The following is an 11,726-nucleotide window of genomic DNA, read 5'->3' on the forward strand; positions in this document are numbered from 1 at the left end:
CGCCCCCGACCGCGGCGCCGCGCCGGAGCGAGGCTTGCGATGTCGCTGCTCGAGACCTTCTTCAACGTCGAGGTGCTGCTCTCCAGCCTCCCGGCCCTGTTCCGGGGACTGATGACCACGCTGGCCCTCGGCATCGCCAGCATCGTGGTGGGGACGGTGGTGGGGCTGGGCGTGACGCTTCTGCGCCTCTACGCGCCGCGGCCGCTGCAGCTTCTCGCCATCGTCTACGTCGACGTGTTCCGCGCGCTGCCGATGCTGGTGGTGCTGATCGTCATCTACTACGCCCTGCCGTTCGTCGGCATCCGCCTCTCGGCATGGGCCTCGGCGATCACGGCGCTGTCGATCGTGCTCTCCGCCTATTCCTCGGAGGTGTTCCGTGCCGGCATCGAGGCCGTGCCGAAGGGCCAGTTCGAGGCGGCCGCAGCGCTCGGCATGCACTTTCCGCTGATCCTCGCGAAGGTGGTGCTGCCGCAGGCGATGAAGATCGTCATCCCGCCGCAGACCAGCAACTTCGTCTCGATCATCAAGGAGACCTCGCTCGCGTCCGTGGTCGCCATGCCGGAACTGCTCAAGGAAGCGACGGATGCACAGGCGCTGAACGCCAATCCGACGCCGCTCATCGGCGCCGCCATCATCTACCTCGTCCTGCTGTGGCCGCTGGTGCGCCTCGTCGGCTGGCTGGAGGCCCGCGCCGCGAACCAGCGCGGCCGCTGACCAACGACGAGCCTGTCCTCGGGCGTCTTGCGCTCGCCGCCGCGTGGGCTATAAGACGCGCCTTGCTGCGTCCGGCGTGTCCGCGACGAAGCCCGCGTCGGCCTTCGGGCGGACGCCGCGGAGGGGTGGCCGAGTGGTTGAAGGCGCACGCCTGGAAAGTGTGTATACGGGAAACCGTATCGCGGGTTCGAATCCCGCTCCCTCCGCCACCTACTCTCTGTAATATTCTGTATTATCAGCGGTTTTCTGTTTTATCCTGCTACCTTTCCCATCCTGTTCCCCACCTTTTGGCGTGAAGCTTTCCGGATTGGCGTGGCTGCCGTCCAGATTGATTGGCACCTAGGCCGGTGGGCGAACGGTCCTGCTTCAGGCGCCCGCCGAGACATGCCCTAACTCAGCTGCTAGAGTTCAGCTGCATTCAATTGGACCGCCGTGATGCCCGAGCGTCGACTGAACTTGGTGCGCCAGCTTAGGGTTCATAAAACAGGTCGTATTCTCGTTGTTTGAACGCGACCTGTTTCAGTGTAGGGCGACCCGAAATGGTGTCTCGGCCAAAATACAGATACATTCTAGTTATCGTTATACTAGCTTTATTGCTAGTTGTCGCTTTGAATGCGCGAGAAATATTCTGGCTTATAGCAGAACATGGTTCGGGCGTTAGTGTCAGCCGCCCATGAAGTGCTGTCACGACGGCAGGCGGGTGCTGGACAACGATTGTCGATGACGCAAGCCGCAGCCGACAGACAACGGCTACGCCGCCATGAGGCTTTGCAGCGGAGGGCTGTAGAGGCTGCCGCCGGACCCGTTACCTGCGACCGTGTTGGGAACTCGACGGTCTGCTTCTGACCCGACACCTAGACGGCTCCTAGATAGCTGTACCTATACCTCTGTCGGGCGACTCCACGGCTGCGTAGAGCGGCGCGGGTGTCATCGCCCTAAGCCGCTTAATCCCCAATAGAAAACGGCACTAACGCCTGCGGTCTATCCAACGCGTGTAGCGCCTCAGTGTCCCCGAAGGCGGACTGTGGTGTCCCTCTCTGCGAACCGTTGAGTTTCAGCAGAGGGACGGCTTCGACGACGGGTTGTTCGCGGGTTAGCGGAGACGTGTAGGTAGTCCCTCGTTGGCGGAGATTGGTCGAAATCCTCGTACATGGTGAGGCGATAGCGGCTGCCGCGCGCCTTGCATCCAAACCTGCCGACCGCGGTCACGGCAATCCAGCCGTTCGCTTCAAGCTCGTTCAGCGCGCGCGATGCGGTGGCCTTTGAAACCTGAATTGCATCGGCCACGCGTCTAACGGACCACGACAGCCGACCGTTCTCGTTCGGACGGTAATTGGCAAGCATATGAGTGAGCAACGCCTGAGCGGCGAGGGACAAGGCACGGTATGCTGGCAGTTCCAACCAATCGAAGTAAATGCGGGCGTGTGGCCGGTCGCGAGTGTTTGCGGACCTAGGCATTCTTTCGTTCCTGGAGTTGGGTGGGGGCGGCCACGGGACCGCCCCTCTGTCCTCACGCGGCGCGACGCACAACGTCGATGATTTCTACGCGGGAGCGCAGGACGTACCGCCCGTGACGCCCGCTGTATGGACCGCCGTGCGGCTCCATGATGGTCTCGATACAAAGCCCGTACCGGTCACGGAGTTGGTCCACATATCCCGACCAACGAGGTGCTGGCCGTTCAATGGGCGTCACGCCTCTTTCACCAGCAAGAACAAGCTGGGCGAGGCACCATGCCAGGCGGCCAGAGGCTTCCTTGACGTCACCGCCGTCGATGCGGAAGCGGAGCTTTACGACGTCATCCATGACGCACCTCGCCATAGACGAGGTCTGCGACAAGCAGAGCCGTCTCACGGGGCAAGCCGAAACGTCGCGCCAGACGGCGTGCGGCATGGTCGAGATTGAAGGGAACGAACGTGCGCTCGGCACGCGGATTGTTGCCGTTTAGGGCATCAGGTGCGATAACCATCGCGTTTGTCCTTGATTTCGCGGTCATGGGAAACACGGCCCGGTGTCGCGTTGCAGCGCGACCCGGGCTCCACCTTCAGACACGGGGAAGGCTCGACAGCCAGCGCGAGAATTCGCTGACAAGAACGAGCGTCCGGCGCCCAACCTTCACTGCACTGAGCTTTCCAGCCGCAAGTTGGGCGTAGACGGTCGAGCGACCGATGCCCGCCGACTGCGCTACTTGCTTTATGGAAAGTGCTCCGACCTGCTTACCGTCTGCCATCGCAGACCTCCGATGTTTCACCTGAACGACTCAGGCATGAACATCTGTGGCAGGCCACGAACCTCTATGGGGCACGAAAACTCGGGCGGAGTTTTTTTTCAGTCCCCGCGAAGCAATTTGCTCAGGACGCTGTTGCTCATGCCAGCCTTAAGGCGCGCTCTGAGCCGCTTTCGATGTGGGTCAACACTTTGGAATTCTTGGTTACCCCATCGCCCCTCAACTTGAAAATCGTTCACCACGGATTTGAGGATGGACGACTGCGACTTCTTGGGGTTCTTGAGGGTGCGCCGCCAAATCTCCGCAATGGCCTCGTCGTCGACCTCGTATTTGTGCGTTCCCGGCGGACGTCCAGGCCGCTTTCTCGGACGCGCTTCTTCATGCTTTACGACCAACGCCAGCGCGAGCGTTGCGAGGGTCCAAAGCGTTGTCCCATCGGTTTCAAAGATTGGCGTCACCTTGTTGCGTCGGCAGACTCCAGCCAAGGCCTCCAAGAGCGCTTTGTTCTCGGGTGTAACCCAGTAAGGCGTTCCCTTACTGCGTCCAGCGCTGACGGCCTGTAACTCGTCGAGCGAAAGGCGTCCTAAGCTGAATAGACCACTGGTCTTCGACATCGCTGCACCTCGCGATGGCACCCGGCAAGGCGCGGGAAGCAGGAGGTGCAGTCCTGCTTGTCGGGTGGCCGCCCTATCCCGCGTCGTGAAGCCTATCGTGACCGTGACGCCTTGGTCAGGGGCACGACGTTGGCGGAATTCGCCTGTGCACAGAAGCGGTGCCACGCGTCCATCAGCTTCCGCCGCTTCTCCAAGGCATCGCCGCGCCTGTAGGCCCGCTCGACGTCGTCGCCGACAAGGTGGGCAAGGGCAGCTTCCGCCACTTCGCGAGGGAACGTGGTCCGCTCGCCGCACCAATCGCGGAAGGCGCTCCGGAAGCCGTGCGTCGTGACGTCCACCTTGGCGCGCCGCAGGACCATTTCCAGCGCCATCACAGACAGGGGCTTTCCGATACGACCGCCAGGAAAGACAAAGGCGTCAGGCTGCGGCTTAGCGTCGTCGCCCTGCCCCTCAGTCGCCCGAGCCCGCATATCTTCTAGAATAGCGACGGCACCCGGCGACAGCGGCACCCGATGCTCCCGTCCGGCCTTCATTCGGTTCGCCGGTATCGTCCAGACGTTCGTCTTGAAATCGAACTCCCGCCACGTGGCACCGCGAACCTCGCCAGTTCTCGCAGCCGTCAGTATCAGGAATTGCAGGGCGAGCGCAGAAACGCCCTCGGTGCCGCTCAGAGCCGCCATGAACGCGGGGACGTCATCGAACGCCATCGCGGCGTGATGCCCGCGTGCGAGCTTCTGAGGCTTCGGCAGGATGGCGTCCAAATGTCCGCGCCAACGAGCGGGATTCTCGCCGCTCCGCATGCCCTTGGCCTTTGCGAAGTCGAGCACGCGTTCGATTCGCCCACGAAGCCGCGATGCCGTCTCCGCCTTCGTCTGCCAGAGGGGCTTCAGCACCCGCAGCACGTCCTCGGTGGAGACGTCCGCCACGGGGCGAGAGCGGATGGCTTGGCAGTAGGTCGTGAGGGTCATCGTCCATTGCGCGCGGTGCTTGTCGTTCCGCCACGAAGGGGACTTGCTGGCGATGAGGGCGTCAGCGGCGTCCCCGAAGGACATTGCCTTCCGATGCTCGCGCGCAGTGATGGGGTCAACGCCGGCACGCACCTGCTTGCGAGCCGTCTCCGCAGCACTGCGGGCATCGGAGAGCGGAACGTCACGGACCGGGCCGAGACCCATTTCACGACGCCGGCCTCCGACCTTCCACATGAACACCCACGACTTCGCGCCGCTGTCGGTGACATTGAGATAGAGGCCATCGCCATCAGCGTGACGTCCGGCTTCCGTGACCGACTGAACGAACCTCGCGCTCAGCCTCTTCACCTGCTTTCCCATCGCCGTCCCCACCTTGTTCCCCACCCGACGACGTGGATTGTAGCAAACATGGGTGAACGGTGATAGACGAACACCGCTGATTTTTCGATGCTTTTCCTAGGTTCGCTGGTCGGCAATAGACGTCTGTGGAAATTAGTTTGGCGGACGCTCCCTCCGCCATCATCTCCTGATCCAGAGCATCGAGGCCGCGGGCGCGGTGACACGGCCTGCGGCGTGGCAGGTGCGGCTTCGATTTGACTTACCGCCTAGCTCCGGCTGGCCGACGCTGCTAGCGTGTTGACCTTGCCATTCGTTGACGAGGTGAAGTCCGATGCGCAGCGCTCTCCTGTCCCTCGTGGCCCCTGTCCTGCTGGGCGGCCTCGTGTTCGTTGCCTCCGGCCTGTCCACGCCGTCGACCGCCGAGGCGGTCGTGTGCGCGAAGGGCGTCTATCGCGCGGGTTGCGCCGGGCCGAACGGCGCGGTGACGACGACGAAGCGTCCGCCGCCCGCCGCGGCCGGGTGCCGCTACGTCAACGGCCGCCGCGTCTGCGGCGCGGTGAGATAAGGCGGCAGCGCGTCGGATCCGGCGGCAGGTCGGGGCGTCTCGCCCCGGCGGCGGCTGCAGGGGACGCCGTGTTCTCGGAGGGCCTTGGTCATATCAGGCCATGCGCCGGTTCCACCCCGTGTCGGGACAGTCGGCGGGCGCGGCGCCGCCGCCCTCAGAGAACCTCGTAGACGCGGTAGAGGACGCCGTCGCGCTGGCGGACGCCGTACCCGACGGACAGGATTCCGGTGAGCCACGCGTAGCGTGGATCGGCCGTTTCGTAGAGCGGCGCCGTTCGGAAATAGTAGCTCGACGGGTCGACCTCCTCGCCAGCGGCGAGGCGCGCCCTGACGTCCTTCCCCACGTTGTGGACGCCCTGGTAGGTCATCAGGATGTCGGCGCCGTCGTCGGTGCGGAGGCTGATCCGGACGTCGATCCTGTTGAACTCCTTGCCCATCATGAGCCAGTCGGCGCCGACCGGCAGCACCGTGCCCCGCAGCCGCTCCCCTTCGAAGGTCCCGCCGAGGACCGGGACGACGAGGCGCCCCAGTCCGGCGTCGTCCCGCAGATCGATCGACGGGCCGACAAGTCCGGTGACGTCGAACAGGTGCCGTGCCTGGAGTGAGGCCATCCTCGCGATCCCTGACTTTTCCCCCGCGCAGCATGAAAACGCCGAGGCGAATGGTCAAGGTTCCGGTTGGGTCGTGCAGGCGCAGGACAGGCACCCCCGCCGGGATCACGCAATCCGCGGCCGACAGGGGACGCCTCATCCGGTGCCGCCGAACGCCGCCTCCATCTCACGGCGAAACCTCACCGCGGAGTCTTCCGGGTCGACCGCCACGTCGCTCCATCGAAGGCGGGCGCCGGCGGGCACGTCGTGCTTGAGCTTCACGTCATGCGCGAGGCCGAGAGGAAGGTAGCCTTCCCGCAGGGACGTCCGCGCAGGCGTCTGCTTGCCCCACACGCAGAAACCGCCCTCGCCGTCGAGGACCTCGCCCGCCTTCAGGTCGCGCTTGGCGGTCGCGACGACGTCGGAGTTGAAGCAGACGGGCGCGCCCGTCGGCTCCTTCCTCAGGGCGACGCTGGCGACGGAGATTCCGAGCTCGAGGCCGATCATGTGGGTCGGGCGGTAGAGAGCGGCGTATTTCCCGCTGCTGTCCGGCAACGCGTTGTACTCGCGGATGCACTGGCGCGAGTAGGCGCTCTGGCTCTCGAAGACCACGTACACGCCCATCGCGAGGTGGTGCGGGACGTCCCTTCCGTCGCGATACACCGAGGACGTGACCTCGGTGACGCCCTTGGCGAACAGGACGCCGCCGTCCTCGCGCGGTTTGCAGACATCCGCATGCTCGAACCGCGTGGCCGGCGGGAAGGACAGCCCCTCGGGCTGCGACTGCAGGCCCGTGGCGTTGCAGACGGCCGTCATCTCGATGCCCGACTTCGTGCCGTCCACGAAGGAGTTGAACATCTTGGGGTTGATCGACCGGCGGTCGTCGATCTTCAGGTACTTGTCGAGGATCTCCCACACCGTATCGGGCGTCGACTGGTGGTAGGTCGGGTGGTAGCGGGTGCCCTTGCCGGCCGCCACGACGTCGAAGCCGTTGGCGCGGGCCCAGTCGACCTGCTCGCAGATCATGGCCGGCTGGTCGCCCCACGCCAGGGAGTAGACGACGCCGGCCTGTCGCGCCTGCCGCGCGAGAAGAGGTCCGGCGAGGGCGTCCGCCTCGACATTGACCATGACGATGTGCTTGCCGTTGCGGATCGCGGCCTGGCACAGGCGAATGCCGGTCTTCGGATCGCCTGTGGCCTCGACGATCACCTCGATGGCCGGGTGGCGGATCATCGCCTCGGCGTCGACGGTCAGGAAGGTCTTCCCCGATGCCAGCGCATCGTCGAGGGAGGTCGCCGCGAACTGCTCCAGGGGCCACGAGGCCATGGTCAGCTGCGATCGTGCCCGCTCGACGTTCAGGTCCGCCACCGCCACGACGTGGACGCCGGCCGTCAGCCGCGCCTGGCTGAGATACATCGTGCCGAACTTGCCGGCCCCGACGATGCCGACCGTGACGGGCCGTCCCGCCGCCTGCCGTTCGAGCAGCAGCCTGTGAAGGTTCATCCGACGGTCTCCGACCTTTGCTCCCGCGGGGGACCTCGTCCCGACGCCGACGACAAACGTCGCCGGTGCGGGCCGTTGCCTCCACGCGGCCGGCCGCGTCACGGCAGCCGGCTCCCGCGCGGATGCTAGTCACGAACCGGGATGCGCGTAAGGGCCGACGAAGGGGCTTCCGGCAGGATGGCAGGGGACCGGAGAAAGGCGCCTCTCGAGCAGGAGGTTCTTCTGCTAATCTACACGTGCGACATGGACGATCCATGGGAGGGCGCGATGGACGAGTTCCTGACAGACTCGATGCGGGCCTTGCAGGAGAAGTTCGAGACCGTGCGGCTCGCCGAGAAGGTGCGGCAGCGTGCGTTCCGGTCTTCCTTCACGGCGGCCGACAGGGCCTTCATCGACAACGCGATGTTCTTCTTCCTGGCGACCGTCGACGCAGGCGGCCGGCCACAGTGCTCCTACAAGGGCGGATCGCGCGGCTTCGTCCGCGCGACAGGGGACGCTGAAGTGACGTTTCCGATCTTCGAGGGGAACGGCCTCTACCTCTCGGCCGGCAACATCGCCGAGACCGGCCGGGTCGACCTGCTCTTTGTCGACTTCGAGAAGCAGGCGCGCCTGCGGGTCAACGGAACGGCCCGCATCGACGACCAGCATCCGATGCTGGGCCGGGTCAGGGCGGCGCAGCTCTTCATCCGCGTCGCGGTCGAGGAGATTCACCCGAACTGCTCGCGGCACGTGCACCGCATGACCTTCGCCGAGGTCTCACCGCATACCCCCGGAGGCGACGGCGACGACGTGGGGAAGGCGGACTGGTTGGAGGTCTATGCCGAAGTCCTGCCGGACTACATGAAGCCGAAGGACATGGCCTGAGGCGCTCCGGCATCCTGCCTGCACCGCACGATGCAGCTTCAGCCGGACCGGGGAATCCGACCGGCAACCTGCGTCGGCGCGTCGAAACGATGTGGCTGCCGGGGACGTCCCTCGGCATCGACGGCATGCTCGTGGAAGGAGTCGAAGCCGGCCGGAACGACCGTGTCGTGCCGGGCGGACCCGAGGAAGATGTGCCGCGCGTTCCCCGGGGCGATCTCGAACCATTCCGGATCATCGAAGGTCCCGGCGTAGACCCCGATGACCTCGGGAAACCGCTCGAAGGAGAGGTAGAGCTTCGTCCCGCAGGCTGGGCAGAAGTGAATGCGAACGATCCTGCCGCTGCCGACGGAGCGCGTCTCGTAGACCTTCGGCTCGCCTGCGACGACCTCCACGGCATCGCGCTGGAAGATCGGCTCGACCATGTAGGCCGACCCCGTGGCGCGCTGGCAGAAGCGGCAGTGGCAGACCGTGACGCGCAGCGGATCCGCCGTGGTCCGGTAGCGAACCGCGCCGCACAGGCAGCCGCCCTCATGGGTGCTCATCCTCGCCTCCCTTGCCGAGGCGCCGAAGGCCTCGTTCACGTCGGGTCGGAACAACTGCCGCACTGGCCGGACATTCGTCGGCGACGCTCGTGGCGCCACGGAGAGGCGGCGGGCCCCTCAGCTACTTCTTCCAGGGCAGCGTCGCGTCGGCGATCTGCATGCAAGTCATCAGCGCGACGTAGCTCCTGGCAGCCTGGGTCTGGGCACCCACGCAGGTGTTGCGCATCCCCGGCTTGGCCGCCGCCCAGACCTTGGCGATCTGGTCGCGCGCCGCAGTCTCGTCCTTCACGCACCCGTTGAACTTCTCACCGGTGCCGTTGGCGGCACCGGTCGAGGCCCGGCAGCTCGCCGCGATGTCCCAGCGCGGCGCCTCGTCGGCCACCGGCACGAGCAGCGCCGTGGAGATGGCGAGGATTCCGATCTTCAGCATGTCTCGTCCCCCTGCGTTTCCGCCAGCCGCCCCCGCGGCATCGGCAACCTCTTCGCCGGCCGGGCCCCCGTCCAGCTCAAGGTCAGACTACGCAACACAGGTGTTGAATGGAAGGGAGGCTGCACGCCGGCCGACGGGGTACGATCCACGGTACCGCCGTGCGCCATGCGGGCCGGGGCGACCTCCTCCGGCCGGGCATGAAATCGGTAACCTTTCGGCCAATAAACCGCTTTGGTCGCGTGTGGATTCACTCTCGTTCAAACTCTCTCTGCAACCTTAGATCGCAGGTTTTCATGCAAGGAGAGCGAGCCATGAACCTGCTGAAGCGTTTTGTCCGCAACGAGTCCGGCGCCACCGCCATCGAATACGGCCTCATCGCCGCGATCATCGCCGTCGGCCTGATCGCGTCGCTGCAGGCTCTGCGTGGCAACCTCCAGGACACGTTCACGAACATCGGGAACGCGGTGAAGTCCGCCAACTGACGCGACGCCCCAAGGCGACGCCACGAAAGCCCCGGAGCGAGCACCGCTCCGGGGCTTTCGCGTTTCAGGCCTCGGACCCAGTCCCGCCCTTCGGGCGCTCCGCGCGGCAGCGGTCGGAGCAGTAGCGCACCTCGTCCCAGACGCGCGCCCACGCCTTGCGCCAGGCGAAGGGTCGGCCGCAGGTGCGGCAGGTCTTGACGGGCAGGTCGCCCTTCTTGCGCATCTTCGGCATCTCAGAGATCCAGGCGAAGCTGGCGCGCGGCGGCGCGGGCACGGCCGGCGGCGACCGCGCGGGCCTTCCCGGGATCGTCGGCATCGGGCCGGCGCTTGCGGCTGCCGTGGCGCCGGTACACGTCCATCGCCGCGGCCCGGTAGCCCGGCTCGCGGCGCAGACGGGTGAGCCGGTCTCGCGCAGCCCGGGCCGCGGCCTCGTGGTCCACGACGGGCGCGGGGTATCCGGCACCGGGCCGGTCCGACGGGTCGGCCGGCAGGCGCCACGGCTCGTGCAGGAAGGCCTGAGGCACGTCGGCGAGCTCATGCACCCACCGCCGCGTGAAGATGCCGTCCGGGTCCTGGTCGTGCCCCTGCTTCACCGGGTTGTAGATGCGCGGCGTGTTGATGCCGGTCTGCCCCGCCTGCATCTGCACCTGCGGCCAGTGGATGCCGGGCTCGTAGTCGGTGAAGAGGCGCGCCAGCCGCAGCCCCACGGCGTGCCAGTCGAGCCCCAGGTGATAGGTGGCGAAGGCCGTCACCATGGCCCGCATGCGGAAGTTGAGCCAGCCAGTGGCCACCAGGGACCGCATGCAGGCATCGACGAAGGGAAAGCCGGTGCGACCGGTCGCCCAGGCCTCGAGCAGCGGATCGTCGGGAAGCATCGGCCGGCGCGCCGCCTCGTGCACCGGGTGCAGCGAGCGGGTCTCGATCGCGGGCTCGGATTCGAGCTTCTGGATGAAGTGACAGTGCCAGTAGAGGCGCGCGACGAGGCTGTCGACCGCACCGAGCGGCACCGGCCGATCCTGCCACGCCAGCGATGAAAGCCGGTCGCGCGCGGCGAACAGGCGCTTCAGCACCTCGCGGATCGAGACGGCGCCCGTCGAGAGGCCCACCGACAGACGCGAGCACGAGGTCTCGCCGGCGAGCGGCGTGGACATGTCGCGCCGGTAACCGGCGCCGCGGCCGGCGAGGAAGCTGTCGAGGCGGGAGAGGGCGTCGGCCCGGCTGCCGGGCTGGGGGGCAGCACATCCGTCCGGCGGAAGGCCCAGCTCCTCCGCCGTCGGGATCGCGCCCGGATCGACGTCGGGACCGCCGAGCGACAGCGGCTCCGGCCAGGGCGGGTCACGCAGGAAGGCGGCGTGGAGCGCGCCCCAGCGGTCGCGGTCGAGGGGGCCGCGGACGACGCCGAACTGCCGGTGCTCGACGACAGGGATGCCGGCCTTCCGGCAGAAGCCTCGTACGGCGCGGTCGCGGGCGAAGGTCCACCCGTTGCCCGTCTCCTCGTGCGCAAGGAGGCGCGTCAGGGCGTGGCGTTCGTGAAGTTCACGCAAGACGGCGACCGCCTCTCCCGTGCGAACCACCAGCGGGAGACCCAGCCCGGCAAGGCGGTCGCGCAGTTCCTCCAGCGCCGGGCGGATGGCGAGCCACTGCCGGCGGCTGGTGTCGGGCAGGCGCCAGTAGCCCGGCTCGACCACGTAGAGGGGGATGACCGGTCCGGCTCGCGAGGCCTCCAGCAGGGGCCTGTGATCAACCGTGCGGAGATCCCGCTTGAACCAGACGACCTGAACCATGCGGCGGGGCGCTGCGTAACCTGATGCCGAAAGACGGACGCCATGCCCGCCACCTGCCTCCCTTACGTCGCCGCCCCCCGCACCGGATTGCCGGGGCCCCAGCCCAA

The 11,726-nt window shown here is 66.6% G+C and carries 16 protein-coding genes and 1 tRNA gene; 6 read left to right on the top strand and 11 right to left on the bottom strand.

The annotated features are described in order from the left end of the window. The first annotated feature begins 39 nt into the window (after window positions 1-39). Window positions 40-714, top strand: coding sequence for an amino acid ABC transporter permease (locus ACX9GQ_RS10800; RefSeq protein ID WP_459629533.1), 675 nt, complete (start codon window positions 40-42; stop codon window positions 712-714). A 119-nt stretch (window positions 715-833) separates the two neighbouring features. Beyond that, window positions 834-923: transfer RNA gene (locus ACX9GQ_RS10805), tRNA-Ser, on the top strand. Window positions 924-1,716: 793 nt separating this feature from the next. On the opposite strand, the gene ACX9GQ_RS10810 is transcribed toward ACX9GQ_RS10805, so the two are convergent. Then, window positions 1,717-2,172, bottom strand: coding sequence for a helix-turn-helix domain-containing protein (locus tag ACX9GQ_RS10810; protein WP_459629534.1), 456 nt, complete (start codon window positions 2,170-2,172; stop codon window positions 1,717-1,719). A gap of 52 nt (window positions 2,173-2,224) precedes the next feature. Then, window positions 2,225-2,518, bottom strand: coding sequence for a winged helix domain-containing protein (locus tag ACX9GQ_RS10815; RefSeq protein WP_459629535.1), 294 nt, complete (start codon window positions 2,516-2,518; stop codon window positions 2,225-2,227). Here ACX9GQ_RS10815 and ACX9GQ_RS10820 point away from each other — a divergent pair. After that, window positions 2,517-2,660, top strand: coding sequence for a hypothetical protein (locus ACX9GQ_RS10820; protein WP_459629536.1), 144 nt, complete (start codon window positions 2,517-2,519; stop codon window positions 2,658-2,660). The two genes, ACX9GQ_RS10815 and ACX9GQ_RS10820, sit on opposite strands and share 2 nt — an antisense overlap. Window positions 2,661-2,756: 96 nt before the next feature. Here the strand turns inward: ACX9GQ_RS10820 and ACX9GQ_RS10825 are convergent, their stop codons facing one another. The 3 genes from ACX9GQ_RS10825 to ACX9GQ_RS10835 form a co-directional block, all read right to left on the bottom strand. Further along, on the bottom strand, window positions 2,757-2,942 hold the full coding sequence (locus ACX9GQ_RS10825) for a helix-turn-helix domain-containing protein (RefSeq protein ID WP_459629537.1): 186 nt from the start codon (window positions 2,940-2,942) through the stop codon (window positions 2,757-2,759). Between the two features lie 98 nt (window positions 2,943-3,040). Further along, entirely contained in the window at window positions 3,041-3,553 is a 513-nt protein-coding gene (locus ACX9GQ_RS10830; protein WP_459629538.1) for a hypothetical protein, read from the bottom strand. 92 nt (window positions 3,554-3,645) lie between these two features. Next, window positions 3,646-4,881 (bottom strand): tyrosine-type recombinase/integrase, encoded by a 1,236-nt coding sequence (locus ACX9GQ_RS10835; RefSeq protein ID WP_459629539.1) that lies wholly within the window; start codon window positions 4,879-4,881, stop codon window positions 3,646-3,648. Between the two features lie 310 nt (window positions 4,882-5,191). Here ACX9GQ_RS10835 and ACX9GQ_RS10840 point away from each other — a divergent pair, with 310 nt between their 5' ends. Further along, window positions 5,192-5,425, top strand: a complete 234-nt coding sequence (locus tag ACX9GQ_RS10840; protein WP_459629540.1) for a hypothetical protein — start codon at window positions 5,192-5,194, stop codon at window positions 5,423-5,425. A 154-nt stretch (window positions 5,426-5,579) separates the two neighbouring features. Here the strand turns inward: ACX9GQ_RS10840 and ACX9GQ_RS10845 are convergent, their stop codons facing one another. Further along, window positions 5,580-6,035, bottom strand: coding sequence for a DUF3237 domain-containing protein (locus ACX9GQ_RS10845; protein WP_459629541.1), 456 nt, complete (start codon window positions 6,033-6,035; stop codon window positions 5,580-5,582). A 135-nt stretch (window positions 6,036-6,170) separates the two neighbouring features. Next, on the bottom strand, window positions 6,171-7,517 hold the full coding sequence (locus tag ACX9GQ_RS10850) for an NAD(P)H-dependent oxidoreductase (protein ID WP_459629542.1): 1,347 nt from the start codon (window positions 7,515-7,517) through the stop codon (window positions 6,171-6,173). A 267-nt stretch (window positions 7,518-7,784) separates the two neighbouring features. Here ACX9GQ_RS10850 and ACX9GQ_RS10855 point away from each other — a divergent pair, with 267 nt between their 5' ends. Further along, window positions 7,785-8,381: a pyridoxamine 5'-phosphate oxidase family protein gene (locus tag ACX9GQ_RS10855; protein ID WP_459629543.1), complete on the top strand. Its 597-nt coding sequence runs from the start codon at window positions 7,785-7,787 to the stop codon at window positions 8,379-8,381. A 38-nt stretch (window positions 8,382-8,419) separates the two neighbouring features. On the opposite strand, the gene ACX9GQ_RS10860 is transcribed toward ACX9GQ_RS10855, so the two are convergent. Continuing rightward, on the bottom strand, window positions 8,420-8,923 hold the full coding sequence (locus ACX9GQ_RS10860; protein WP_459629544.1) for a GFA family protein: 504 nt from the start codon (window positions 8,921-8,923) through the stop codon (window positions 8,420-8,422). 121 nt (window positions 8,924-9,044) lie between these two features. Further along, window positions 9,045-9,353: a hypothetical protein gene (locus ACX9GQ_RS10865; protein WP_459629545.1), complete on the bottom strand. Its 309-nt coding sequence runs from the start codon at window positions 9,351-9,353 to the stop codon at window positions 9,045-9,047. A gap of 311 nt (window positions 9,354-9,664) precedes the next feature. On the opposite strand from ACX9GQ_RS10865, the gene ACX9GQ_RS10870 reads away from it, so the two are divergent. Beyond that, window positions 9,665-9,835, top strand: coding sequence for a Flp family type IVb pilin (locus tag ACX9GQ_RS10870; RefSeq protein WP_459629546.1), 171 nt, complete (start codon window positions 9,665-9,667; stop codon window positions 9,833-9,835). A 64-nt stretch (window positions 9,836-9,899) separates the two neighbouring features. Here the strand turns inward: ACX9GQ_RS10870 and ACX9GQ_RS10875 are convergent, their stop codons facing one another. Both ACX9GQ_RS10875 and ACX9GQ_RS10880 read right to left on the bottom strand, forming a co-directional pair. Then, window positions 9,900-10,067 carry a DUF2256 domain-containing protein gene (locus ACX9GQ_RS10875; RefSeq protein WP_459629547.1) on the bottom strand — a complete coding sequence of 56 codons (168 nt, stop codon included), beginning with the start codon at window positions 10,065-10,067 and terminating at the stop codon, window positions 9,900-9,902. A 1-nt stretch (window position 10,068) separates the two neighbouring features. Next, window positions 10,069-11,619, bottom strand: coding sequence for an FAD-binding domain-containing protein (locus ACX9GQ_RS10880; RefSeq protein ID WP_459629548.1), 1,551 nt, complete (start codon window positions 11,617-11,619; stop codon window positions 10,069-10,071). Window positions 11,620-11,726: the final 107 nt, after the last annotated feature.

The sequence above is a fragment of the Alsobacter sp. R-9 genome, assembly GCF_054612375.1.

Bases quoted from the DNA above. Each gene is read 5' to 3' on its own strand.
- ACX9GQ_RS10845 (WP_459629541.1), bottom strand. From the start codon at position 6,035: ATGGCCTCACTCCAGGCACGGCACCTGTTCGACGTCACCGGACTTGTC.
- ACX9GQ_RS10875 (WP_459629547.1), bottom strand. From the start codon at position 10,067: ATGCCGAAGATGCGCAAGAAGGGCGACCTGCCCGTCAAGACCTGCCGC.
- ACX9GQ_RS10835 (WP_459629539.1), bottom strand. From the start codon at position 4,881: ATGGGAAAGCAGGTGAAGAGGCTGAGCGCGAGGTTCGTTCAGTCGGTC.
- ACX9GQ_RS10825 (WP_459629537.1), bottom strand. From the start codon at position 2,942: ATGGCAGACGGTAAGCAGGTCGGAGCACTTTCCATAAAGCAAGTAGCG.
- ACX9GQ_RS10865 (WP_459629545.1), bottom strand. From the start codon at position 9,353: ATGCTGAAGATCGGAATCCTCGCCATCTCCACGGCGCTGCTCGTGCCG.
- ACX9GQ_RS10820 (WP_459629536.1), top strand. From the start codon at position 2,517: ATGACGCACCTCGCCATAGACGAGGTCTGCGACAAGCAGAGCCGTCTC.
- ACX9GQ_RS10815 (WP_459629535.1), bottom strand. From the start codon at position 2,518: ATGGATGACGTCGTAAAGCTCCGCTTCCGCATCGACGGCGGTGACGTC.
- ACX9GQ_RS10880 (WP_459629548.1), bottom strand. From the start codon at position 11,619: ATGGTTCAGGTCGTCTGGTTCAAGCGGGATCTCCGCACGGTTGATCAC.
- ACX9GQ_RS10840 (WP_459629540.1), top strand. From the start codon at position 5,192: ATGCGCAGCGCTCTCCTGTCCCTCGTGGCCCCTGTCCTGCTGGGCGGC.
- ACX9GQ_RS10870 (WP_459629546.1), top strand. From the start codon at position 9,665: ATGAACCTGCTGAAGCGTTTTGTCCGCAACGAGTCCGGCGCCACCGCC.
- ACX9GQ_RS10850 (WP_459629542.1), bottom strand. From the start codon at position 7,517: ATGAACCTTCACAGGCTGCTGCTCGAACGGCAGGCGGCGGGACGGCCC.
- ACX9GQ_RS10830 (WP_459629538.1), bottom strand. From the start codon at position 3,553: ATGTCGAAGACCAGTGGTCTATTCAGCTTAGGACGCCTTTCGCTCGAC.
- ACX9GQ_RS10800 (WP_459629533.1), top strand. From the start codon at position 40: ATGTCGCTGCTCGAGACCTTCTTCAACGTCGAGGTGCTGCTCTCCAGC.
- ACX9GQ_RS10810 (WP_459629534.1), bottom strand. From the start codon at position 2,172: ATGCCTAGGTCCGCAAACACTCGCGACCGGCCACACGCCCGCATTTAC.
- ACX9GQ_RS10860 (WP_459629544.1), bottom strand. From the start codon at position 8,923: ATGAGCACCCATGAGGGCGGCTGCCTGTGCGGCGCGGTTCGCTACCGG.
- ACX9GQ_RS10855 (WP_459629543.1), top strand. From the start codon at position 7,785: ATGGACGAGTTCCTGACAGACTCGATGCGGGCCTTGCAGGAGAAGTTC.